Annotated in this window: 20 protein-coding genes; 7 read left to right on the top strand and 13 right to left on the bottom strand. The window is 72.8% G+C overall.

Annotated elements, in window-relative coordinates; genetic code table 11:
- Positions 1–131 precede the first annotated feature (131 nt).
- From HF526_RS16315 to HF526_RS16305, 3 genes are all read left to right on the top strand, one after another.
- Complete coding sequence (locus tag HF526_RS16315; protein ID WP_211177314.1) at positions 132–1,604, top strand: DUF2254 domain-containing protein; 1,473 nt, start codon at positions 132–134, stop codon at positions 1,602–1,604.
- A 132-nt stretch (positions 1,605–1,736) separates the two neighbouring features.
- On the top strand, positions 1,737–2,225 hold the full coding sequence (locus HF526_RS35435) for a hypothetical protein (RefSeq protein WP_169382304.1): 489 nt from the start codon (positions 1,737–1,739) through the stop codon (positions 2,223–2,225).
- A 14-nt stretch (positions 2,226–2,239) separates the two neighbouring features.
- Positions 2,240–3,274: a CorA family divalent cation transporter gene (locus tag HF526_RS16305; RefSeq protein WP_169382303.1), complete on the top strand. Its 1,035-nt coding sequence runs from the start codon at positions 2,240–2,242 to the stop codon at positions 3,272–3,274.
- Between the two features lie 3 nt (positions 3,275–3,277).
- Here the strand turns inward: HF526_RS16305 and HF526_RS16300 are convergent, their stop codons facing one another.
- From HF526_RS16300 to HF526_RS16275, 6 genes are all read right to left on the bottom strand, one after another.
- Positions 3,278–5,221: an APC family permease gene (locus HF526_RS16300; RefSeq protein WP_169382302.1), complete on the bottom strand. Its 1,944-nt coding sequence runs from the start codon at positions 5,219–5,221 to the stop codon at positions 3,278–3,280.
- A 111-nt stretch (positions 5,222–5,332) separates the two neighbouring features.
- Positions 5,333–6,214, bottom strand: coding sequence for a bifunctional DNA-formamidopyrimidine glycosylase/DNA-(apurinic or apyrimidinic site) lyase (gene mutM, locus HF526_RS16295; RefSeq protein WP_169382301.1), 882 nt, complete (start codon positions 6,212–6,214; stop codon positions 5,333–5,335).
- A 16-nt stretch (positions 6,215–6,230) separates the two neighbouring features.
- Entirely contained in the window at positions 6,231–7,031 is an 801-nt protein-coding gene (gene rnc / locus HF526_RS16290) for a ribonuclease III (protein ID WP_169382300.1), read from the bottom strand.
- 10 nt (positions 7,032–7,041) lie between these two features.
- Positions 7,042–7,224: a 50S ribosomal protein L32 gene (gene rpmF, locus HF526_RS16285; RefSeq protein ID WP_169382299.1), complete on the bottom strand. Its 183-nt coding sequence runs from the start codon at positions 7,222–7,224 to the stop codon at positions 7,042–7,044.
- Positions 7,225–7,250: 26 nt separating this feature from the next.
- The gene (locus tag HF526_RS16280; protein ID WP_169382298.1) at positions 7,251–7,841 is read right to left on the bottom strand and encodes a YceD family protein; all 591 of its coding nucleotides are present in this window, start codon (positions 7,839–7,841) and stop codon (positions 7,251–7,253) included.
- Positions 7,842–8,008: 167 nt separating this feature from the next.
- The gene (locus HF526_RS16275) at positions 8,009–9,241 is read right to left on the bottom strand and encodes an AbrB family transcriptional regulator (RefSeq protein ID WP_169382297.1); all 1,233 of its coding nucleotides are present in this window, start codon (positions 9,239–9,241) and stop codon (positions 8,009–8,011) included.
- Between the two features lie 123 nt (positions 9,242–9,364).
- Between HF526_RS16275 and HF526_RS16270 the strand changes: the two genes are divergently transcribed.
- Positions 9,365–10,261: a S8 family serine peptidase gene (locus tag HF526_RS16270; RefSeq protein ID WP_169382296.1), complete on the top strand. Its 897-nt coding sequence runs from the start codon at positions 9,365–9,367 to the stop codon at positions 10,259–10,261.
- 7 nt (positions 10,262–10,268) lie between these two features.
- On the opposite strand, the gene HF526_RS16265 is transcribed toward HF526_RS16270, so the two are convergent.
- Positions 10,269–10,793 (bottom strand): helix-turn-helix domain-containing protein, encoded by a 525-nt coding sequence (locus tag HF526_RS16265; RefSeq protein WP_169382295.1) that lies wholly within the window; start codon positions 10,791–10,793, stop codon positions 10,269–10,271.
- 59 nt (positions 10,794–10,852) lie between these two features.
- Here HF526_RS16265 and HF526_RS16260 point away from each other — a divergent pair, with 59 nt between their 5' ends.
- Both HF526_RS16260 and HF526_RS16255 read left to right on the top strand, forming a co-directional pair.
- Complete coding sequence (locus tag HF526_RS16260; protein ID WP_169382294.1) at positions 10,853–11,203, top strand: hypothetical protein; 351 nt, start codon at positions 10,853–10,855, stop codon at positions 11,201–11,203.
- Complete coding sequence (locus tag HF526_RS16255) at positions 11,203–12,144, top strand: alpha/beta hydrolase family protein (RefSeq protein ID WP_169382293.1); 942 nt, start codon at positions 11,203–11,205, stop codon at positions 12,142–12,144. The genes HF526_RS16260 and HF526_RS16255 overlap by 1 nt, the downstream gene beginning before the upstream one ends.
- On the opposite strand, the gene HF526_RS16250 is transcribed toward HF526_RS16255, so the two are convergent.
- The 6 genes from HF526_RS16250 to HF526_RS16225 form a co-directional block, all read right to left on the bottom strand.
- Positions 12,135–13,640: a MinD/ParA family ATP-binding protein gene (locus HF526_RS16250; protein WP_338051520.1), complete on the bottom strand. Its 1,506-nt coding sequence runs from the start codon at positions 13,638–13,640 to the stop codon at positions 12,135–12,137. The genes HF526_RS16255 and HF526_RS16250 overlap by 10 nt on opposite strands.
- A 57-nt stretch (positions 13,641–13,697) precedes the next feature.
- Entirely contained in the window at positions 13,698–14,780 is a 1,083-nt protein-coding gene (locus tag HF526_RS16245; RefSeq protein WP_338051519.1) for a MinD/ParA family ATP-binding protein, read from the bottom strand.
- 78 nt (positions 14,781–14,858) lie between these two features.
- Positions 14,859–15,605, bottom strand: coding sequence for a DivIVA domain-containing protein (locus HF526_RS16240; RefSeq protein ID WP_169382292.1), 747 nt, complete (start codon positions 15,603–15,605; stop codon positions 14,859–14,861).
- Positions 15,606–15,731: 126 nt separating this feature from the next.
- Positions 15,732–16,214 (bottom strand): pantetheine-phosphate adenylyltransferase, encoded by a 483-nt coding sequence (gene coaD, locus HF526_RS16235; protein WP_169382291.1) that lies wholly within the window; start codon positions 16,212–16,214, stop codon positions 15,732–15,734.
- Positions 16,215–16,236: 22 nt separating this feature from the next.
- On the bottom strand, positions 16,237–16,797 hold the full coding sequence (gene rsmD, locus HF526_RS16230) for a 16S rRNA (guanine(966)-N(2))-methyltransferase RsmD (RefSeq protein ID WP_169382290.1): 561 nt from the start codon (positions 16,795–16,797) through the stop codon (positions 16,237–16,239).
- A gap of 52 nt (positions 16,798–16,849) precedes the next feature.
- Positions 16,850–20,227 carry a pyruvate carboxylase gene (locus HF526_RS16225; protein WP_169382353.1) on the bottom strand — a complete coding sequence of 1,126 codons (3,378 nt, stop codon included), beginning with the start codon at positions 20,225–20,227 and terminating at the stop codon, positions 16,850–16,852.
- A gap of 314 nt (positions 20,228–20,541) precedes the next feature.
- Between HF526_RS16225 and HF526_RS16220 the strand changes: the two genes are divergently transcribed.
- Positions 20,542–21,267 (top strand): hypothetical protein, encoded by a 726-nt coding sequence (locus tag HF526_RS16220; RefSeq protein ID WP_169382289.1) that lies wholly within the window; start codon positions 20,542–20,544, stop codon positions 21,265–21,267.
- The last annotated feature ends 15 nt before the right edge of the window (positions 21,268–21,282 follow it).

The following is a 21,282-nucleotide window of genomic DNA, read 5'->3' as shown; positions in this document are numbered from 1 at the left end:
GGTGAGCCCTCGGTGAGCCGGGAAGCCTGGTCGGCATCCTGAGCGATCTCTGCGAGGTTCACCTTGTTCGGTACCGCTGATCGGGTCGCATCCAGCCGTCGGCGTGGACGCCCAGTCACGAGATCCCGCCGGTGACCCGCCGGTTCCCCGTCACGTCGGCGCGGCGCCGAGAGGCGCTGCGGACGAACCTGTGGTTCGAGTCGGAGTGGCGCCGGGAGGCGCTGCGGACGAACCTGTGGTTCGTCCCGACCCTCGAGGTCCTCGCCGCGACCGCCCTGTTCGCCGCGACCGTGGAGCTGGACCGCGCCGTGTACGACGGGATCCTGACCTCGCCGAGCTGGATGGTCAACGGGACGGCCGACGCAGCCCGGCAGATCTTGACGACGATCGCCGCGGCCGTCATCACCGTCGTGGGCATCGTCTTCTCGATCACCATCGTCACGCTGACGCTCGCCTCGACCCAGTTCGGGCCCCGAATGCTGCGCAACTTCATCCGGGACCGTGGCACCCAGGTCACGCTCGGCACTTTCGTGGCGACCTTCGTCTACGCCATCCTGGTGCTGGTGTCGATCAGCCCGGGCCGGCACGGGGACTTCGTCCCGCACATTTCGATCCTCGTGTCGTTCGTGCTGGCGGTCGCCGATCTCGCGGTTCTCATCTATTTCATCAACCACATCGCGAACCAGATCCAATTGCCGCACGTGATCGCGGGCATCGCCAAGGACCTGTCCACGGCGCTCGAGGCACAGAGTGCCGACAGCATCGAATCAACCGTCCCGGAGCAGGAGAGCGGACCGTCCGTCGACGATCTGATCCGCGCGATGGATCGGTTCGGCGGGGTCATCGCGACACCGGCGAGTGGTTACCTGCAGTTCATCCGCCACCGGACGCTCGTGGGTATCGCGGCGGAGGTCGACGCGGTGATCCACCTGCCCTATCGGCCCGGGCACTTCATGGTGCGGGGACACCCGCTGGCCGTCGTGCTGCCGGCGGCGGCGGCCGCGCACGTGGGCCACCATCTGGAACGCGCTCAGGTCATCGGGCCGTACCGCATGCTCACCCAGGATGTGTCGTTCGGCCTCGACCAGCTCGTCGAGATCGCCCTGCGGGCACTGTCTTCCGCAGTCAATGACACGTTCACCGCTTTGACCTGCATCGATTGGCTGGGCGACTGCCTGTGCAAGATCGCGAACGTATGGCGCCCGAACGGTGTGCACCGCGATCGGCACGGCTTCGTCAGGGTCATCTCGGACCAGGCGAGCTACGACCGCCTCGTAGAGCGCTCGTTCGAGAAGATCCGGCAGGCCGGGCACGGGATGCCGGCGGTGATGATCAGGCAGCTCGATGCGCTCGCCAAGATCATGGAGCAGACCTCGCACGCCGGGCAGAAGCAGGTTCTGCTCGACCAGGCGACGAAGATCCGCCGGGCGTGCCTGTCCTCGGTCTCCGACGAATCCGACCGGGCGGACGTGGACCGCCGGTACGAGGCACTCGTGGCACTCGATGCTCACCTCGTGCACGGCGCGGCCGCCTCCGATCGCGAAGGCGATGCGGTGCCGCCACCCTGGCCCGCATCGTCGCGGGCCGGGAACACCGGTCGATGACGGTCGGTGACGGTCGGTCCTGCTCGCACCCCGGCTCGACCACGCCACCGCCCCGTCAACACCCGGCCGACCGGCGCCAGGATCGCGTCAGGAATCACCGTCAGCCGTCCGGCCGGGGGCAGTGTGTATCCCGTGCTGGTCCCCCGTCCCGTACCCCACGGCCGGCGTCCCGGCGATCCCGGACGGCGGCCGTGGTACCAGCCCGCGGTCATCAGCGGCCCGGCCGGCGGCGCGCTCGGGCTGCCCGTCGGCGTGGTGGCCGCCGTGGTCGCGTCGACGTTGGGCGACACCCGTGTCACCGGTCTGGTTTTCGCGGCCGCCGCCGCGGCAGGTGTCGCCCTGCTGACCACCGCACCCGGCGCGCTCGCGGCCGCCGCGCAGTGCTGGGCGGTCTACGACGGGTTCGAGGTCAATCGGTTCGGCCAACTCGGCGGCACCCGACCGGAGCTCGTCGTTCTGGGCGCCGTATGCCTCGTTGCGCTGATCGCCCGGTTCGCCGTGGCGCTCCGGACAGCACAGCGCCCCTCCCGCCGGCGGCGCAGCTACCCTGCTCCCGGCGGACCCCCTGGTCCGGGCACCGGCCCGGCGCCTCCGAGCAGGAGGGTTCCCGCCGCCGACTGAGCGAGGAGCCCGCCGTGACCGTTGTCGACAACGCGGTCTACGTCGACGGGCGCCGCGCCGTGGAGCCGGCATCGCTCGACCAGGCCTACGCCGAGCTGCGCCGCTGCCCCGGCGACGGTCGCAGCTTCGGCTGGATCGGGTTGCTGCGGCCGAGCGTCGACGAGATCAACTCGGTGGCGAAGGAGTTCCACCTCCACGAGCTGGCCGTCGAGGACACGATCAGCGCCCACCAGCGGCCCAAGTTCGAGCGCTACGGCCAGATCCAGTTCGCCGTGCTGCGCCCGGCCCGCTACGTCGACCCGGTCGAGGTCATCGAGATCGGCGAGGTGCACCTGTTCCTGGGCCCCGACTTCGTCGTCACCGTCCGGCACGCCGAGGAACCCGACCTCGCGGAGGTCCGGCACCGCCTCGAGAACAATCCCGAACTGCTCGCCCACGGCCCGTTCGCGGTGCTCTACGCGGTCCTCGACAAGGTCGTCGACGACTACGCGCCGGTGCTCGACGGCCTGCAGAACGACATCGACGAGATCGAGGTGCAGGTCTTCGACGGCGACCCCAACGCCTCCCGGCGGATCTACCAGCTCACCCGTGAGGTCATCGAGTTCCAGCGGGCCGTCGAGCCGCTCACCGAGATCTTCACGGAGCTGCGCGGACGCCTCGGCAAGGATGGCGACGCCACCGATCCGGAGCTGCGCCGCGCCTTCCGCGACGTCGCCGACCACGCGACCCGCGTACGCGAGCGCACCGAGGCTTTCCGGCAGTTGCTGACCAACATCCTCACCGTCAACACCGCGCTGGTCGCCCAGCGTCAGAATGACGAGATCACCCGGCTCACCGAGGCGGGCTACGACCAGAACGAGCAGGTCAAGCGGATCTCGTCGTGGGCGGCGATCCTCTTCGCACCCACCACGGTCGCCTCGATCTACGGGATGAACTTCCATGACATGCCGGAGCTGAACTGGCCCGCGGGCTACCCCTATGCCATCGGCCTGATGGTCGTACTCGGGTTCCTGCTGTGGCTGGTGTTCAAGCGGCGCGGCTGGCTGTAGGCCTCACCACGGGCCGAGCCGCGGGTCGTCGGCGCCGCGGGGCAGCACGAGCACCCGGGAACGCCGCGGGCCCATCGCCGTCCCGGTCGTGCGGGGCAGCAACCGGAAGCGGAACCGGCACACCACCGCCCTGCTGTTGCGCCCCGCGTGCCGGGCCACCGCACCACCGCGCCGGTTGAACAGGACCGCCTGCCACCAGTGGTCCGGGGTGACCTCCCCGATCAGCAGGATGACCCGCTCCCGGCCGCTCGCGGTCAGCTTCCGCAGGTAGGCCGAAACGGCCGGGGCCACCACCCGGCTGGGCCGCCCCGCGTCGTCGGTGGCGCTGAGCAGCACGAGCGTGACGTCGGGTGCCCACTCCCGCCACCGGCGTTCCAGCTCGGCCGTCGCGGCGAGGTCGTCGGCCTCCAGCCCGAGCACGACGTGCACCGCGACCACCCGGTCACCCATCGACAGCGCCGTCGACAGGCTCTCCTCGGCGAGCCGGCTGATGCTGACCACCGGCACCACGACGACCGAGGCGGCCGGCCGCGGCCGCGGCGGGCACGCGCCCACCTCGAGCACGGCCCCGATGCGCCGGTAGGCCCGGCGCACCAACAGGAACATGGTGTACAGCAGCGGGATGACCAGCACGATGATCCACGCCCCCGCGTGGAACTTCTCCGCCCCGACGATCAGCGCAGCGGCCCCGGTCAGCAGCGCGCCGAGCACGTTGAGCGCCGCCCGGTTGCGCCACCGCGGGCCCCGCACGGTCCACCAGTGCCGGAACATGCCGGCCTGGCACAGCGCGAAGCCGATGAACACCCCGATGGCGAACAGCGGCACGAGCACCTGCACCACGCCCGCGGAGAACACGAGCAGCGCCGCGGCCAGCACCGTCAGCACGAGGATCGATGCCCGGTAGACCTGCCGGTCGCCGCGCAGCCCGAACACGTGCGGCAGCGCGTTGTCCTGAGCCACCCGCGCGGCCAGCACCGGCAGGCCGCCGTAGGAGGTGTTCGCGGCCAGGCACAGCAGCACCATCGTCGAGAGCTGGACGACCAGGTACAGCCAGCCCGTCCCGACCGAGCCCTGGGCCAGCAGCGAGAGCAGAGTGCGGCCGGACACCGGGCCGGCGTGGAAGTGCTGGACCAGCACGGCCAGCCCGATGAGCAGTGAGCCCAGCACGACACCGAGCCCGGCCTCGGCCCGGCGGGCCCGGGTCCGGCGCGGTCGCCGGAAGGCCGGGGTGGCGTTCGCGATGGCCTCGACACCGGTCAGCGCCGCGCACCCGTTGGCGAAGGCCGCGAGCAGCAGCAGCACCCCGACCGTCTCCGGCGCGACGATCGGATCGATGGGCGGCAACGGCTCCACCGGGGCACCGCGCAGCAACCCGACGACGATCACGACGACCAGGGCGGCGACGAACACGGCGGCGGGGGCCGCGAAGAGCCGCCCGCCGGCCACCACGCCACGCAGGTTCACCACGGCGACCAGCAGCAGCACGAGCAGGCACAGCTCGACGGTCCAGGGCAACAGCATGGGGAACGCCGAGGTCAGCGCGGCCACCCCGGCGGCCACCGAGACCGCGACGTTGAGCACGTAGTCCACGATCAACGACGCCGCCGCGACCAGGCCGACGCGCATGCCGAGGTTGTCCCGGGACACCGTGTAGGCACCGCCGCCGTCGGGGTAGGCGGCGATCACCTGCCGGTAGCAGACCACCAGCACCGCCAGCAGCCCGACGATCACCAGCGTCACCGGCAGCGCGTAGCCGATGGCGGCGAGCCCGCCCGCGGAGAGCGCCAGCACGATCGCCTCCGGGCCGTACGCGCAGGACGCCAGCGCATCCAGCCCCAGCGCGGCCAGGCCGGTGACGGCCGTCAACCGGTGCTTGTCCTCGCCGGATCGGACATCCTCGGCCGGCGCCGTACCGGCCCGGCCCCTGCCGGCCACCTTCGCCGCCATCGCTGCCCCCGCCGATCCGCGTACCGAACCGGCCGACCGTGTCCCCGCGGGCGCACCGCCCCCCGGATCTTGACGCGTTCCTGATGGGCAGCGCGGGAATCGATACGCGAGTCAGGAGTGCGCGCGGCGCGGGCGCGGCTGGCAGCGCGGGCAGCTGAACGACGACCGGTTCATGAACGGGTCCCGGCGGATCGGGGTGCCGCACCGCCGGCACGCGCGGTCGGCCTGGCCGTAGACGTCGAGCGACCGGTCGAAGTAGCCCGAGGCGCCGTTGACGTTGACGTAGAGCGTGTCGAACGACGTCCCGCCCTGCTCGAGGGCCTCGTTCATGACCTCGGCCGCGGCGGACAGCACCCTGCGGCCCTGCGCCCGGGTCAGTGTCTCGGTGGGCCGCGCCCAGTGCAGCCTGGCCCGCCACAGTGCCTCGTCGGCGTAGATGTTGCCGATACCGGAGACCACGGTCTGGTCCAGCAGGGCGCGTTTGAGGCCGGTGCGCCGGCGGCGGATGCCGGCCACGGCGTCGTCCAGGGAGAACACCGGATCCATCGGGTCCCGCGCGATGTGCGCCACCGGCTCGGGCAGCAGACCGCCGCCGGCGGCCGGGGCGAGCGGGTGCACGCTCAGCCCGCCGAACGTGCGCTGATCGACGAACCGCAGCTCGGGCCCGCCGTCGGCGAAGTCGAACCGGATCCGCAGGTGCTTCTCCCGCGGCCGGCCGGCGTCGGCGACCAGCATCTGCCCGCTCATCCCGAGATGAGCGAGGATCGCATCGTCACCGGCCCCGGCCGAGTCGAGCTCCAGCCAGAGGTACTTGCCGCGGCGGCGGGCGGCGGTGATCGTGCGACCGGTCAACCGGGCCGCGAAGTCGTCCGAGCCGGCGAGGTGGCGGCGCACGGCGCGGGGATGCTCGACGGACACCGAGGCGATGCGCCGGTCGAGTACGTGATCGGCCAGGCCGCGACGGACGACCTCGACCTCGGGAAGTTCGGGCATGGGCGGCGCGGACCGGCTAGGAGTGCGCGGCGCCGGAGCCTCTGCCGGGGATGACGGAGCCCCCGGGGCCCGAGCCGTTGGCCGACCCGTCGGCCTCGGCGGTCAGGGTGCGCCAGGCCAGCTCGGCGGCCTTCTGCTCGGCTTCCTTCTTCGTGCGCCCGTCGCCCGAACCCAGCTCGCGCCCGCCGACGACGGCGGTCGCGGTGAACACCTTGAGGTGGTCGGGGCCGTCCTCGGCGATCCGGTACTCGGGGACGCCGAGCTCGGCCGAGGCGGTGAGCTCCTGGAGGCTGGTCTTCCAGTCCAGACCGGCGCCGAGCAGCGGGGCGCTGCGCAGCAACCCGTCGAAGAGGTGGTGCACGACCTGGCGGGCGGTCTCCAGGCCGTGCTGCAGGTACACGGCGCCGATCAGGGCCTCGGTGGCGTCGGCCAGGATGCTCGCCTTCGTCCGCCCACCGGTGAGCTCCTCACCGCGTCCGAGGTACAGGTACGCCCCGAGGCCCAGGTCCTCCTCGGCGCTCAGCTCGGCGGCCACCCCGGCCAGCGCGTGCATGTTCACGACGCTGGCCCGCAGCTTGGCCAGCTGCCCCTCGGGCAGATCCGGGTGGTCCCGGTAGAGCCGCTCGGTGACGATCACGCCGAGCACCGAGTCGCCCAGGAACTCCAGACGCTCGTTCGTGGGCAACCCACCGTGCTCGTAGGCGTAGGACCGGTGCGTCAGCGCAAGCGTGAGCAACTCGGCGTCGATATCGACGCCGAGTGCACGCAACAGGGGCCCGCGGTCCTCCACGGGCCCTCGAACGCCACGCTCCGCCACGCGGTCGAGATCAGGCCGGACGGACGACCTGGCGGCCGTCGTAGGTGCCGCAGGTCGGGCACGCGACGTGCGGCGGCTTGGGCTCGCGGCAGGCGCGGTTCGAGCAGGCGACCAGGGTCGGCGCAGCGGCCTTCCACTGCGCCCGGCGCGAGCGCGTGTTGGACCGCGACATCCTGCGCTTGGGTACGGCCACGGCGAATCTCCTGAAATGCTTGGGGGCTAATCGGCAGACGGCAGCCGCTCACGCAGAGCGGCCCATCGGGGATCCAGTGTCTCATGCCCGTGCCCGGGGCCGAGATCGGCCCGTCGGCCGCCGCATTCCGGGCACAGCCCGGGGCAGTCGGGATCGCACAGCGGGGCCAGCGGGAGGGCCAGCACGACGGCGTCGCGGACCACCTGCTCGACGTCCAGATACTCGTCGACCAGCCGCGGGATCTCGTCGGCGTCCGTGGTCTCGTCGGTGACGCTGTCCGGGTAGGCGAACAGCTCGGCGATCTCGACCTCGACGGTGTCGGTCAGCCCGTCGAGGCAGCGCGAGCATTCACCGGTGAGCCCGGCCGATGCGCGCCCCGAGACGTAGACGCCCTCGGTCACCGACTCCAACTGCAGGTCGAGCTCGACCGGCGACCCGGCGGGCACGACGATGACGTTCTCCAGCCCGATCTGCGCGGGCGCGTCGGGTGCGGCGACGGTACGGGCGACGGTGCGCATGTTCCCGGGCCGACGGCCCAGTTCGCGGGTGCTGAAGACCCACGGGCTGGCCGTGTCGGGGCGGGGCTGCTGAGCAGCAGGGGTGCGGTGCGTGTTCATGACCTCATCCAGGATAGGCCTGGGCGTGCGGTTTGCCGTCAACGACCGGCGAACCCGCCCGGAACCCCCGCAACGGCGGGACCCCCGCGTCCCCGCGGATGCCCGGGGACCGGGCACCCGCAGGACCGCAGCGGCGTCCACCGCGACGAGGTGCGGCCGCGCTCGCCCTACGTGGTGGCGCCGACCGGCTGACGGTCCGTGTCACCGGCCCGCTCGGCCGCCCTGCGCCGGGCCGCGTCGAGCCAGCGGATGATCGGCGGCACGGCGAGGCAGACGACGAACAGCCGCAGGCCCTGCACCGTCGACACCAGCGGCACGTTCGTCCCGGTCGACTCCGCCGTCGCGAGCACCGCGTTGATCCCGCCCGGGGTGGTGGCGAGATAGGCCTCGATGAACGGGATGCCGACGAGCGCGCCGAGCAGCCAGGCGAGCCCGGCGCACGCGAGGCAGACCACCGCGATGGCGGCGAGGATGTGGTGCAGTACTCCGGCGGCGTGCCGTACCGACCTCCGGGTGAACCGCAGGCCGACCTCGAGCCCCACGACGACGAACACGATGTCCTTGAGCGGGCCGTCCGGGATGAAGCCGCTGGACGCGTCGGTGACGGCGAACAGCGCGGTGACCACCATCGGCCCGAGCAGCAGCGGGGCCGGCAGCCGCAGGTGACGCCCGACGCTCACCCCGACCATGCAGACCGCGACGAGGACGACGAGCCGCCCGGCCTGGTTGGCCGGCTCCGTGACCAGCCGGTCCAGCATCGGCAGCAGCGACTGAACGGCGGCGTCGTCGGGCTGCCGGGTGCCGATCGCGGCGAAACCCATGACCACGGCCGGGGCGGTCGTGGCGACCAGCCCCACCCGCGCGTACTGCGCGAACGCGACGAGTCTGCTGTCGGCACCGAGATCGTCCGAGCAGGAGATGATCGCGGCCGAGCCGCCGGGGACCATGCCCAGCGTCGCGTCGGTCATGCCGAGCTTGCCGATCCGGGCCAGCACCGCGGCGGCCCCGAGGCTGAGCAGGATGGTGGCCGCGGTGATCGCGACGAGGGGCAGCGCCGCCCCGACCGGGATCGCGCTGCCCGTGTCGAGGTAGCTGCCCATGATCACACCCACGAGGGCCTGGGAGGCGCGGGTGGCGGCCCGCGGGAACGAGCGGTTGACCAGCCCGGACAGCGCCAGGACCAGACCGGCGAGCAACCCGGCCAGCAGGTCGGGGGCGGGAGCACCGAGCGCCTCGCCGAATTCGGACAGTTCGTAGCAGACGACGACGAGCAGGATCCATCCCGCGCCGCGCGCTGCGGTCCGTAGGTGCTCGGGCCGGGTCAGGTGGGCCGGCCGGAACGGCTCTGGGTCGGTCCGGGTGGGGGTGGGCGGCGGTCCGATCGTGGTCGGCGCAGACACGGCTTCCTCACGGGTTGCGGGCACGGAGCGCCCCGGACGTTGCACGCGGGCATCGACGACGAATCACCCTCCGGGTGATGAAGCGGTGTCGATGAGGCAAACCGGCTGGCCAGGCTCGCGGAGATGATTCTCACGTTGTGCACTTGCCGACAGCACGTTCGGTCACCAGGGTCAACGGCCCGTCCCGCCCGACGAGGTGGCGGCCCCGCACGAGGGCGACGTCGCCGACGGCGAGGTGCTGGACCCAGGCCCCGGGGAAGCGACACGCCCCTCGAGGATTGCGAGAACCACGGCGCGCCGATCGCCGGCATCGTCGCCGCCCGGCCGACCGACGACGACCGCATCGTCGGCGTGGCCCCGGGCGCGGTCGTCGTGCCGGTGCGCTACGCCGGGGACGTCACAACCGCACCACTCGACCGGATCGCCCGGGCGATCCGTGACCGAGCCGACCGCGCTCCCGGCGGGGTCATGAACCTCTCGTTCTCCGTCTCCGGAACCGACTCACGCATTGCCGCAGCCATCGAGTACGCCGTATCCCGGGACGTCGTGGTGGTCGCGGCTGCCGGCAACGAGAACGAGACCGCACCCGGCCGGACGTGGTGGCCGGCCGCCTACCCCTCGGTCCTCGCCGTCGCGTCCCTGGACGAGAACGGGCAACCCGCCAAGGAGTCCAGCCGGGGCGGCAGGCCCGACGACATCGCCGGCGCCGGCGTCGTCGACCCCCTTCGCGCATTGACCGCCGTCGACGTGGCCACGCCGCCCACCGAGCCTGCACCGGACCGTGGCGAGCGGATCGCGCTCGCGCCTCTCGCCGGTAGCGCGGACCTGCTCGGCCGGACCGGTCGACTGGCGGCCGGGTCCGCCGGGATCGTCGTGCTGCTGGCGGCGATCGTGATGCTCGGTGGCGCCGCGCGACGGCGCATCGCGGCCCTGCGCGGCGACCCGGCGGCCGTCGAACGCGTCGCGGACGTGCACCTGCCGCTGCAGCCCGTGCCCGGGCACCGGCCCGACGGCGGGTGAGCGACGCTCACCCGCCCGGCATCAGCACCGTGCTGAAGATCCGCCGGACCCGGCCGCCGGCCGGCTTGTTGGCCAGCCGCGGCGCCAGCACCGCGCCGAGTTCGGTGATCAGCTCACGCAGTTCGTCGTCGGAGAGGTACAGGGCGGCCTGCCGGTAGCCGACCAGGTCGCGGCCGAGGTCGACGTCGCCGCGCTCGAGATAGCGGTCGAAGTCGGCGAGCAGGCCGGCGACGAAGGCGAAGAAGCCCTGCCGGTGCTCCTCGACGCTCAGCGTCGCCGCCTCCTCCGGGCCGACCGACCCGGCACCAACCGGCAACCGGTAGGTGCGCTCGACGCTGCCGCGGACCCGGCGCTCGGAGACCACCTGCAGCACGTCCCCGGCGACCAGGGCCGCGACGTGCCGGTAGAGCGTCGCCACCGGCACGTCCGGCAACTGTTCCCGCAGGTCGGAGGTGGTGAGCAACCGGTCACCGAGGAACGCCTGCACGATCCGCAGCCGGACCGGGTGCAGCAGCACGTCGGCTGACCCCACGACGGACTCCCATCATTCTCACTATTGACATCGTTCTCGTCTCTGAGAACGATAGTGCCATGACCACCGCACAGGTGACCAGTGACGCGCTCGAAGTGACCTTCACTCCCGGGGAGAAGCTCGCCGGACTGGTCCGGGACATCCGCATCCCACTGTCCGCCGTCCGCGGCGCCGAGGTCGTCGCGGACGGCCTCGGCGCGACCCACGGCCTGCGCGCCCCCGGGCTGAGTCTGCCCGGCGTCCGCAAGATCGGCACCTGGCGGCGCCCCGGCGAGAAGGCCCTCGTCAGCGTCCGGCGCGACCGCCCGGCCGTGCGCGTGTCGCTGACCGGGCAGCACTACGACACGCTCCTGCTCGACGTCGCCGACCCCGCCGGGCTCGTCGACCGGCTGACCGCGGCGAGCCGCTGATGCATGAGACGTCGCTGCGCTTCGACTCCGCGGGCCACACACTGGCCGGCACGCTGGCCCTCCCCGAGGGCGACGGACCGTTCCCCGCGGTACTGCTGGTCTCCGGGTCGGGCCCGCTGGACCGGAACTCCGACCACCGCACGATGCGCTTCGAGGTCTCCCGCCAGCTCGCGCACGCCCTGGCGGCGGCGGGCCTGGCATCGCTGCGCTACGACAAGCGGGGCGTGGGCGAGAGCCCGGGCGACTGGCGCGAGGCGGGCCTGTTCGACAACGTCGACGACGCCGGCGCCGCGCTGGCCGCCCTCGCCGCCCGCCCGGAGGTGGACGCCGGACGGGTGCTCGCCGCCGGGCACAGCGAGGGCGCGCTGCTGGTCACCGCGATGGCCGGGCGCGGCGCGCCGGTCGCCGGGCTGGTCCTGCTCAGCGGGAGCGCCACGCCCGGAGAGCAACTGCTGCTCTGGCAGGCCGACCGGATCGGAGCGACCCTCCCCGGCCCGGTGCGCGGCCTGCTGCGTCTGCTGCACATCGACGTGCGCGCCAAGGTCGCGAAGAACCATGCGAAGATCAAGGCGACCACCACCGACGTGGCCCGGCTGGGCCTGGCGCGGCTGAACGCGCGCTGGCTGCGGGAGTTCCTCGCCTACGATCCCCGCACCGACCTGGCCCGGGTCCGGGTCCCGGTCCTGGCGCTCACCGGGAGCAACGACCTGCAGGTCGATCCCGCCGATCTCGACGAGATCGCCCGGCAGGTACCGGGCCCGGTCCAGATCCACCTCGCCCGGGGCGTCAGCCACACCCTGCGGGTCCAGCCCGGCGCCCCGTCACTGAGGAAGTACAAGGCCGAACTGCGCGACCCGATCGCCCCGCAGGTCGTCCGCGCCGTGGTCGACTGGTGCCGGGCCCGGACGGCGGTGACGCCGGCCCGCAAGGATCAGGGGTAGCTGGGCACCGTGGCGCGGGAGACCTCCACGGGCCGCTGCCCGGCACCGAACTCGTCGGCCAGGTGCGCGGCCAGTTCCAGGAATGCGTCGTGCGTGGCCGGCTTCAGCCGGGAGAGCTCGATCCGTCCGCCGGTGGCCAGGTGCGGGTCGTGCGGCACCTCGACGACCGCGCGACAGCGGGCCTCGAAGTGCTCCCGGACCCGGGCCCGGTCGACCTCGCGGCTGACCCGGTCGCAGGACAGCACCACGACCGCGTTGGCCACCCGGGCGGCGTGCCCGTGCGCGATCAGCCAGTCCAGCGTCTTGCTGGCCCGGCTCGCGCCGTCGACCGTCGGCGCGCCGACCACGACGAGGCTGTCGGCCAGGGCCAGGGTGCCCTCCATCGCCGAGTGCACCAGCCCGGTCCCGGAGTCGGTGATCACGATGTTGTAGAACCGGGTCAGCACCTCACAGACCCGCTCGTACTCCTCGCGATTGAAGGCCTCGCTCATCGCGGGGTCCTGCTCGGAGGCCAGCACCTGCAGCCGCCCGGCCAGGCTCGTGTAGCGGGCGACGTCGGTCAGCGAGTGGGTGGCCTCGATGTTGTCGAGCAGGTGCCGGACGGTCACCGAGACCTCCGACGTGAGCCGGTCGGCCAGGGTGCCCGCGTCCGGGTTCGCGTCGAGCGCGATCACCCGGTCGCCGCGGTTCTCCGCCAGCACGAGCCCCAGGCAGGCCGCGACGCTGGTCTTGCCCACCCCGCCCTTGATCGAGCTGACCGCGATCTGGTGCGAGCCGGGCAGCGGTCGGCGGATCCGGCGCAGCTGCTCCTGCCGGGCCCGCTCGACGGGGCCGATGCCGGGATTGATCAGGCCCCCGGTCAGACCGTAGAGCGTGCCGCGCCAGCCCTGAGTCGGCCGGTCGCCCCGGAACCGGACGATCGCGTCCTCGGTCAGCTCGGCCGCGGTCGCCGCGTCGGGCCGGGGCCGCGGCCGGCTCGGGGCCGGCGTGGGCCGGCTCTCCCGAGCCGGTGCGGGTGTGGGCTCGCCCGACAGCGCGGTCGGCGTCGTCCCGGCGGCCGCCCCCGCCGCGGCAGCGTGCCGCGCGATCACCGGCTCGGCAGCGACCGGCGGGACGTCCACATCGGTGTCGCCGTCGGCTGTGCGGTCGGCCTTGCCGTCGGCATCGTTGTCGACGGCGCTGTCGGTCGCGTCTGCCTCGGCGTCGACGGCGGCGTCGACGGCGGCGTCGGGCGCGAGGTCACCAGCCGTGGCGTCGTCCGCGGTCTCGCCGATCGTGGACTCCCCGGGCTCGGACGCGGCGTCCGCGCCCCGCGGGGCGGCGACCGGCGTCTCGTCGTCCTCCGGCTCGGGGTCGGGCCCGACCGTGGTGGCCGAGACCCAGCCCTCGGCCGACCACGCGCCGGCGATCCAGCCGTCGCCGGCGTCACCGCCTGCGCCCGGCTCGCGCTCGCCCGGGCCGGCGTCGGTCACCGGCTCACTTTCCTTGCCGCTCACCGGCAATCTCCCCCTGTAGTGGAACGTGATCGATTCGAAAGCCGGGTGACCGGCCTATCAGTCTCCCGGCGTGAAGCCGTCCGCAATCAGCGCCGCGAGTTCGTAGAAGGCGTCCCGGGTGGCCGGTCGCAGGCGGCCCAACGTCACCCGGCCGCCGGTTGCCAGATGCGGATCGTGCGGCACCTCGACGACGGCCCGGCAGCGCGACTCGAAATGCTCCCGGATACGGGTCCGGTCGATCTCGGCGCTGCTGCGGTCGCAGGAGAGCACCACGACCGCGTCGGCGACCAGATCGCCGTAGGAGTGCGCCAGCAGCCAGTCGAGGGTCTTGCTCGCCCGGCTGGCCCCGTCGACCGTCGGCGCGCCCACCACGATCAGGCTGTCCGCGAGCTCGAGCGTCCCCTTCATGGCCGAGTGCACCAGCCCGGTCCCGGAGTCCGTGATGACGATGGTGAAGAAGCGGACCAGCACCTCGCAGACCCGCTCGTACTCGTCGCGGTTGAACGCCTCGCTGGCCGCCGGGTCCTGCTCGGACGCGAGTACCTGCAACCGCCCCGCCAGGCTGGTGTAGCGCGAGACGTCGGTCCAGGAGCCGACGTGGTCGAGGTCGTCGAGCAGGTCGCGCACGGTGACCGCGGACTCGCCGGTGAGCCGGTCGGCCAACGTGCCGGCGTCCGGGTTCGCATCCAGCGCGATCACCCGGTCGCCGCGGTGCTCCGCCAGCACCAGCCCCAGGCAGCTGGCGACGGTCGTCTTGCCCACGCCGCCCTTGATCGAGCTGACCGCGATCCGGCGCGGGGACTCCAGGGGGCTGCGGATCCGTTCGAGCAGCGCGCGCAGCTCCTGCTCCCCCGGCCCGGGGCCGGGGTTGACGACCCCGCGGCTGGCCGCGTGCACGAGCCGGCGCCAGCCCTGCGACGGCACATCGGCACGCGCCCGCAGGATCGCGTCGTCCCGCAGTTGCGCCGCCGTCGCCAGCTCGGCCTCGTTCCGGACCTGCGACGGCTCCACCGTTCCCCCTGGCTGCGCTGGTGAGGTGGCGTCCGGCCCCGGATCCACAGCGGTCTCCGGGCGGGCGGAGAGCCGGTGGCCGTACCTCTCCCACCACGTCAGCGGATCGGGTTCGACGCGGCGCGCCACGTGCGCAGAGTAGCGCGACGAGCACGCTGGGTCAGAACGATGGTGATCGAAAAGTGATGACCCGGACGATCCGCCGGGTCAGTCGATCAGATCCATCCCCGTCCCGGACCGCCCGTTCGGCGCCCCGCTCGACATCCCGCCGGGCGAGCCGCCACGCCACAACTGGCTGCGGCCGCGGCTCACGGTGCGCAGCGCCTTGGTCAGCGCGTCCTCGAACTCGGCGAGCTTGGCATCGACATAGCTGTCGCACTCGCGGCGCAGCCGGTCGGCCTCGGCGTCGGCGGCGTCGACGATCCGGGCGGCCTCGCTGTTCGCGGCGTGCACCACGTCGGTCTGCGAGACCAGCCGGGCCTGCTCGGCCTGCCCGTCGGCGACGTAGCGGTCGTGGGCCGCCCGCCCGGCGTGGGCCAGCCGGTCGGCCTCGTCGCGGGCCCGGTCGGTGAGCTCGGCGTACTGCCGGCGGCCCTCGGCAATCGCACGCTCGGCCTCGTGCCGGGCCTGCGCCACCATCTGTTCGGCCTCCTCGCGGGCCGCGGAGATGGTCCGTTCCGCCTCCGCGCGGGCATCGGCGAGCATCTGCTCGGCATCGGCCTCCGCCGACGAGCGGGCCTCCTCGGCCTCGCGCTCCGCCTCGGAGAGGACCTCGTCGCGGCGATCGAGCACGTCCTGGGCGTCGTCCAGCTCGCCCGGCAACGCCTCCCGGACGTCGTCGAGCAACTCGAGGACGTCACCGCGGGGAACCACGCAGTTGGCCGTCATGGGGACGCCGCGCGCCTCCTCGACGACCGTGACCAGCGCGTCCAGCGACTCGAAGACCCGGTACACGCGACGGATCCTGCCACCGGTACGCACCGATTGGCCGTATTCGGCGTGGCGCCCGCGTGTCAAGTTCCGACCGGGTGATCGACGTTCTGGGGCCTGACCCCCCGGGTAAGGGCGCCCGTCCGGGGCTCAGGCCCGTTCGGCGATGCGCTCCAGCAGCTGGCGGTGCACCGTCGCGGGCAGCAGGTGCGCGACGTCACCACCGTAGGTCGCGACCTCCTTGACCAGCGAGCTGGACAGGAAGCTGAACTCCGGGTTCGTCGACATGAACAGCGTGTCGACCCCGGAGAGACGCTGGTTCATCTGCGCCATCTGCAGCTCGTAGTCGAAGTCGGTGACCGCGCGCAGACCCTTCACGATCGCCCGCACGTCGTGCGCCTTGCAGTAGTCGACGAGCAGGCCGTGGAAGGAGTCGACGCTGACGTTCGGCATGTCGGCGGTGGTCTCGGCCAGCATCGCGATCCGTTCGTCCACCGAGAACAGGCTCTTCTTGTTCTTGTTGACCAGGACCGCGACCACGACCTCGTCGAACAGGCCCGCGGCACGCCCGATGATGTCGAGGTGGCCGAGGGTCACCGGGTCGAAGGAACCGGGACAGACCGCACGCCTCATCACGCCACCACCAGGGAGTAGCTCACGAACCCGGACCGTAACAAAGCCCGACGTGCAGGGTGGTGTCGCCGTAACGTCTTTCACGGACCGCGCGGATCGGCTCCGGCCAGTCGAACGGTCCGCTGCGCGCCGCACGCTCGACGACGACCGTGGCGTCCGGGGCCAGCCAGCCGTGCGCGTACGCAGCGGCGAGCCAACCGGCGACCTCGGCATCGGTGACGGCGTAGGGCGGGTCGACGAGCACGAGGTCGTAGGCGCGGTCGGCGGGCCCGGCCAGCACGGTGCCGGCCGGGGCGGCCCGCACCTCGCCGCCGAGCCCCAGGTCCGCGACGTTGCGCTTGAGCACGGCGGCGGCCCGCCGGTCGGACTCCACGAACAGGGCGTGCCCGGCGCCCCGGGACAGGGCCTCCAGCCCGAGCGCACCCGAGCCCGCGCACAGGTCGAGCACTGCGGCGTCGTCGAGCCCGGGGTCGTTCTCCAGCGCGCTGAACAACGCCTCCCGCACCCGGTCCGACGTGGGCCGGGTGCCCTTGGGCGGGACGGCGAGCCGTCGCCCGCCGACCCGCCCGGCGATTATGCGCATGCGCCTGTGCGCGGATAACGCTGTTCAGGCGACGATTTCCGCGCACGACCTGTCATTCGAGCTCCAAGAGCAGGTCGCCGCCCTCGACCTGCTGCACCTTCCCGATCGCCAGCCGGCCCACCGTGCCACCCTGCTGCGCGGTGATCGACGCCTCCATCTTCATCGCCTCGATGGTCGCCACGGTCTGCCCCGCCTCCACCGTGTCGCCCTCGGCGACCTGCAGGGTCACCACCCCGGCGAACGGCGCCGCGACGTGGCGGTCGTTGCCGCGTTCGGCCTTCTCCGCAGCCTTGACGTCGGTCGCCACCGATTCGTCGCGCACCGACACCGGCCGCAGCTGCCCGTTCAGCGTCGTCAGCACGCTGCGGTAGCCGCGCTCGTCGGCCTCGGAGATCGCCTCCAGTTCGATGAGCAGCCGCACCCCGGGCTCGAGGTCGACGGTGTGCTCGATCTCGGGCTCCAGCCCGTAGAAGAAGTCCTTGCTCGACAGCACCGAGGTGTCCCCGTAGCTCTCCCGGTGCGCGTCGAACTCCTTGGTCGGCGCGGGGAACAGCAGCCGGTTGAGGGTCGCGCGCCGCTCGTCGCGCAGCCCGCGGCGGTCGTCGATGGACAGCTCGGCGGTCTCCTTCTCCGGCGAGCGGCCCTCCAGCGCGCGGGTGCGGAAGGGCTCCGGCCAGCCACCCGGCGGGTCGCCCAGCTCGCCGCGCAGGAACCCGATCACCGAGTCCGGTACGTCGAACCTGCCGGGCTCGGCCTCGAAGTCCTTGGGCTCCACACCGGCCCCGACCAGATGCAGCGCGAGGTCGCCGACGACCTTCGACGACGGCGTCACCTTGACCAGCCGGCCGAGCATCCGGTCGGCGGCGGCGTAGCAGTCCTCGATCAGCTCGAAGCGGTCGCCGAGGCCCAGCGCGATGGCCTGCTGGCGCAGATTCGACAGCTGCCCACCCGGGATCTCGTGGTGGTAGACCCGCCCCGTCGGCGAGGCCAGCCCGGACTCGAACGGCGCGTAGACCTTGCGGACGGCCTCCCAGTAGGGCTCCAGGTCCGACACCGCCTGCAGGTCCAGCCCGGTCGCGCGCTCCGTGTGGTCGGTTGCCGCGACGAGCGCGGACAGCGACGGCTGCGAGGTCGTCCCGGCCATGCTCGCGACGGCAGCGTCGACGGCGTCGACCCCGGCGTCGATCGCCGCGACGAGCGTCGCGAGCTGGCCACCCGCGGTGTCGTGGGTGTGCAGGTGCACCGGCAGGTCGAACCGCTCCCGCAGCGCGGTGACGAGCGCGCGCGCGGCGGGCGGGCGCAGCAGCCCGGCCATGTCCTTGATCGCCAGGACGTGCGCGCCGGCCTCCACGATCTGCTCGGCCAGCCGCAGGTAGTAGTCCAGCGTGTAGAGCGGCTCGGACGGGTCGGCGAGGTCGGCGGTGTAGCACAGCGCGACCTCGGCGACGGCCGTCCCGGTGTTGCGGACGGCCTCGATCGCCGGACGCATCTGCTCGACGTCGTTGAGCGCGTCGAAGATCCGGAAGATGTCCATCCCGGTCTGCGCGGCCTCCTCGACGAAGGCGTCGGTGACCTCCACCGGGTACGGCGTGTAGCCGACGGTGTTGCGCCCGCGCAGCAGCATCTGGGTGCAGATGTTCGGCAGGGCCTCGCGCAGCGCGGCGAGCCGCTCCCACGGGTCCTCGGCGAGGAACCGCAGCGCCACGTCGTAGGTCGCGCCGCCCCAGCACTCCAGGGAGAACAGCTGCGGCGTCGTCTGCGCAACGTACGGGGCGACGGCGAGCAGGTCCCGCGTCCGGACCCGGGTCGCCAGCAGTGACTGGTGGGCGTCGCGGAACGTGGTGTCGGTGACCGCGACCGCCGACTGCTCGCGCAGCCGCGCGGCGAAGCCCTCCGGGCCGAGCTCACGCAGCAGCTGCCGGGACCCGTCCGGCGCCTTCGCCTCCAGGTCGCACGCCGGCAGCTTGTCCACCGGCTCGACGACCTTGGGCCGCGCCCCGTTGGGTTTGTTGACCGTGGTCTCGGCGAGGTAGGTGAGCAGCCGGGTGCCGCGGTCGGCGGGCTGGCGCGCGCGCAGCAGCTCCGGGCGTTCGTCGATGAAGCTCGTCGTCACGTGGCCGGCCTGGAAATCGGGGTCGTCCAGCACGGCGGCGAGGAACGGCAGGTTGCTCGCGACACCGCGGATGCGGAACTCCGCGATCGCCCGGCGGGCGCGGCGCACGGCGTTGCTGAAGTCATGGCCGTGGCAGGTCAGTTTGACCAGCATCGAGTCGAAGTGGGCGCTGACCTCGGCACCGGTGTGCGTGGTACCGCCGTCGAGACGCACCCCGGGCCCGCCCGGGGAGCGGTAGGCGCTGATCGTCCCGGTGTCGGGACGGAACCCGTTGGACGGGTCCTCGGTCGTGATCCGGCACTGCAACGCCGCCCCGGACAGCGTGACGTCGGACTGGTTGAGCCGCAGCTCGGGCAGGGTCTTGCCGGACGCGATGCGCAGCTGCGCGATCACGAGGTCACGGTCGGTGACCTGCTCGGTGACGGTGTGCTCGACCTGGATGCGCGGGTTCATCTCGATGAACACGTGATGGCCGTTCTCGTCGAGCAGGAACTCGACGGTGCCGGCGTTGACGTAGCCGATGTGCGTGGCGAAGGCGACGGCGTCGGCGCAGATCCGGTCGCGCAGCTCCGGGTCCAGATTCGGCGCGGGCGCGATCTCGATGACCTTCTGGTGGCGGCGCTGCACCGAGCAGTCCCGCTCGTAGAGGTGCACGACGTTGCCCTCGGCGTCGGCGAGGATCTGCACCTCGATGTGCCGCGGGTTGACCACGGCCTGCTCCAGGAACACGGTCGCGTCGCCGAAGGCCGACTCGGCTTCGCGCATCGCCGCCTCGACGGCCTCGCGCAGCTCGCCGGCCTCGGTGACCCGGCGCATCCCGCGCCCACCACCACCGGCGACAGCCTTGACGAAGATCGGGAAGCCGACCTCGTCGGCCGCCGCGAGCAGGGTGTCGACGTCGTCGGAGGGTTCGGTCGACCGCAGCACGTTCACTCCGGCCTCGCGGGCGGCGGCCACGGCGCGCGACTTGTTGCCCGTCAGGTGCAGCACCCGCGCCGGCGGACCGACGAAGGTGATACCGGCCTCCTCGCACGCCTCGGCCAGGTCCGGGTTCTCCGACAGGAAGCCGTAACCGGGGTAGATCGCGTCCGCACCCGCCTTGCGTGCTGCCTTGATCACCTCGTCCACCGAGAGGTACGCGCGGACCGGGTGGCCCTCCTCGCCGATCTGGTACGACTCGTCGGCCTTCGCGCGGTGCAGGGAGTTGCGGTCCTCGTAGGGGAAGACCGCGACCGTGGAGACACCCAACTCGAACGCCGCCCGGAACGCCCGGATGGCGATCTCGCCACGATTCGCCACGAGCACCTTGCGGAACACTCCCGACCCCTCTCGTCCTGCCGGCATGCGATTCGCCATCCGGCGATCCGCGGCGAACGCTACATGCGACGCACTCGATCGGCCCCGTGCGCGCCCCGACCGGGTTCGGGTACCAAGGAGTCATGACACGCGGGTGGGGACGTCCACCGGGACGCCGTGGCATGCCCGGACGCCGTGGGACGGCCCATCACCACCACCCGGACGGGCCGTTCGGCGGCCCCTGGCCCGGAGTCCTCGGGCCGGGGCGACGGAGCGCGCCGTGGGACGGCCGATCGTGGGGCGGGGCGCCGCGGGCCACCCCGGGGGACGTCCCGGTGGCGTGGTTCCTGGTGCCGGCCGCCCTCGTGATCGGAGGCTCCGCGATGGCGTTCATCATGATCCTGGCCGTCATCGCGATCTTGGCCTGGGTCGCGGTACCCGTCCTGGTGGCGGGCACGACCGCCGGGTTGATCGCCCATAATCGGCGCCGGCATGCGGCGCTGCGCCGTTCGGGTGCGGCCGGCATGGCGCCGCTGGGGCGGCGTTACCCGCCGCCACCGCCGCGGCCCGTCCCCCCGCCCTGGCCGCAGGCGCGCGCCCGGTTCGACCGGTTGCGTCAGGAATACGCGGCCTACGAGTGCGACCCGATGCAGGTGCTGCGGCTGCCCGCGCTCGCCGACGTGACCGTGCCGAGCACCGGCCGGTTCGTCGAGGCGTTCGCCGAGGCGCAGGCGCTGGAGACCGACGCCCGCCCCGCCCAGGCGCACGCGGCCGCGTTCGTCGCTGCCGTCGACCGCGCCGAGCGGGCCTGGCGCGCCGCGCGCGACGCCGCTGAGCGGATCCGGCTCTCCGGGCTGTCGCCGGCCGAGCGGGGCACCGTGGAGCGGGTGATCAAGCTGCTGACCACGGCACGGGACTCCGACAGCGACGCCGAGCGGCTGACCGCGTACTCGATGGCCCGCTCCGAGCTCGCCAAACTGGAGCGCGCCGGGGTGATCCACATGCCCCGCACCGCCCAAGCCGCCCTGGACGCCGCCGGCCGCGGCGAACTCCCCGCCTAACCCTCCCCCGCACCC

Source organism: Pseudonocardia acidicola (assembly GCF_012911935.1).
GTDB classification, from domain to species: Bacteria; Actinomycetota; Actinomycetes; order Mycobacteriales; family Pseudonocardiaceae; genus Pseudonocardia; species Pseudonocardia acidicola.
This window is presented reverse-complemented; position numbering and strand designations above follow the sequence as displayed.

Bases quoted from the DNA above. Each gene is read 5' to 3' on its own strand.
- HF526_RS16260 (WP_169382294.1), top strand. From the start codon at position 10,853: ATGACCACCGCACAGGTGACCAGTGACGCGCTCGAAGTGACCTTCACT.
- HF526_RS16255 (WP_169382293.1), top strand. From the start codon at position 11,203: ATGCATGAGACGTCGCTGCGCTTCGACTCCGCGGGCCACACACTGGCC.
- coaD (WP_169382291.1), bottom strand. From the start codon at position 16,214: ATGAGGCGTGCGGTCTGTCCCGGTTCCTTCGACCCGGTGACCCTCGGC.
- mutM (WP_169382301.1), bottom strand. From the start codon at position 6,214: ATGCCCGAACTTCCCGAGGTCGAGGTCGTCCGTCGCGGCCTGGCCGAT.
- rsmD (WP_169382290.1), bottom strand. From the start codon at position 16,797: ATGCGCATAATCGCCGGGCGGGTCGGCGGGCGACGGCTCGCCGTCCCG.
- HF526_RS16270 (WP_169382296.1), top strand. From the start codon at position 9,365: ATGATTCTCACGTTGTGCACTTGCCGACAGCACGTTCGGTCACCAGGG.
- HF526_RS16300 (WP_169382302.1), bottom strand. From the start codon at position 5,221: ATGGCGGCGAAGGTGGCCGGCAGGGGCCGGGCCGGTACGGCGCCGGCC.
- HF526_RS16280 (WP_169382298.1), bottom strand. From the start codon at position 7,841: ATGAACACGCACCGCACCCCTGCTGCTCAGCAGCCCCGCCCCGACACG.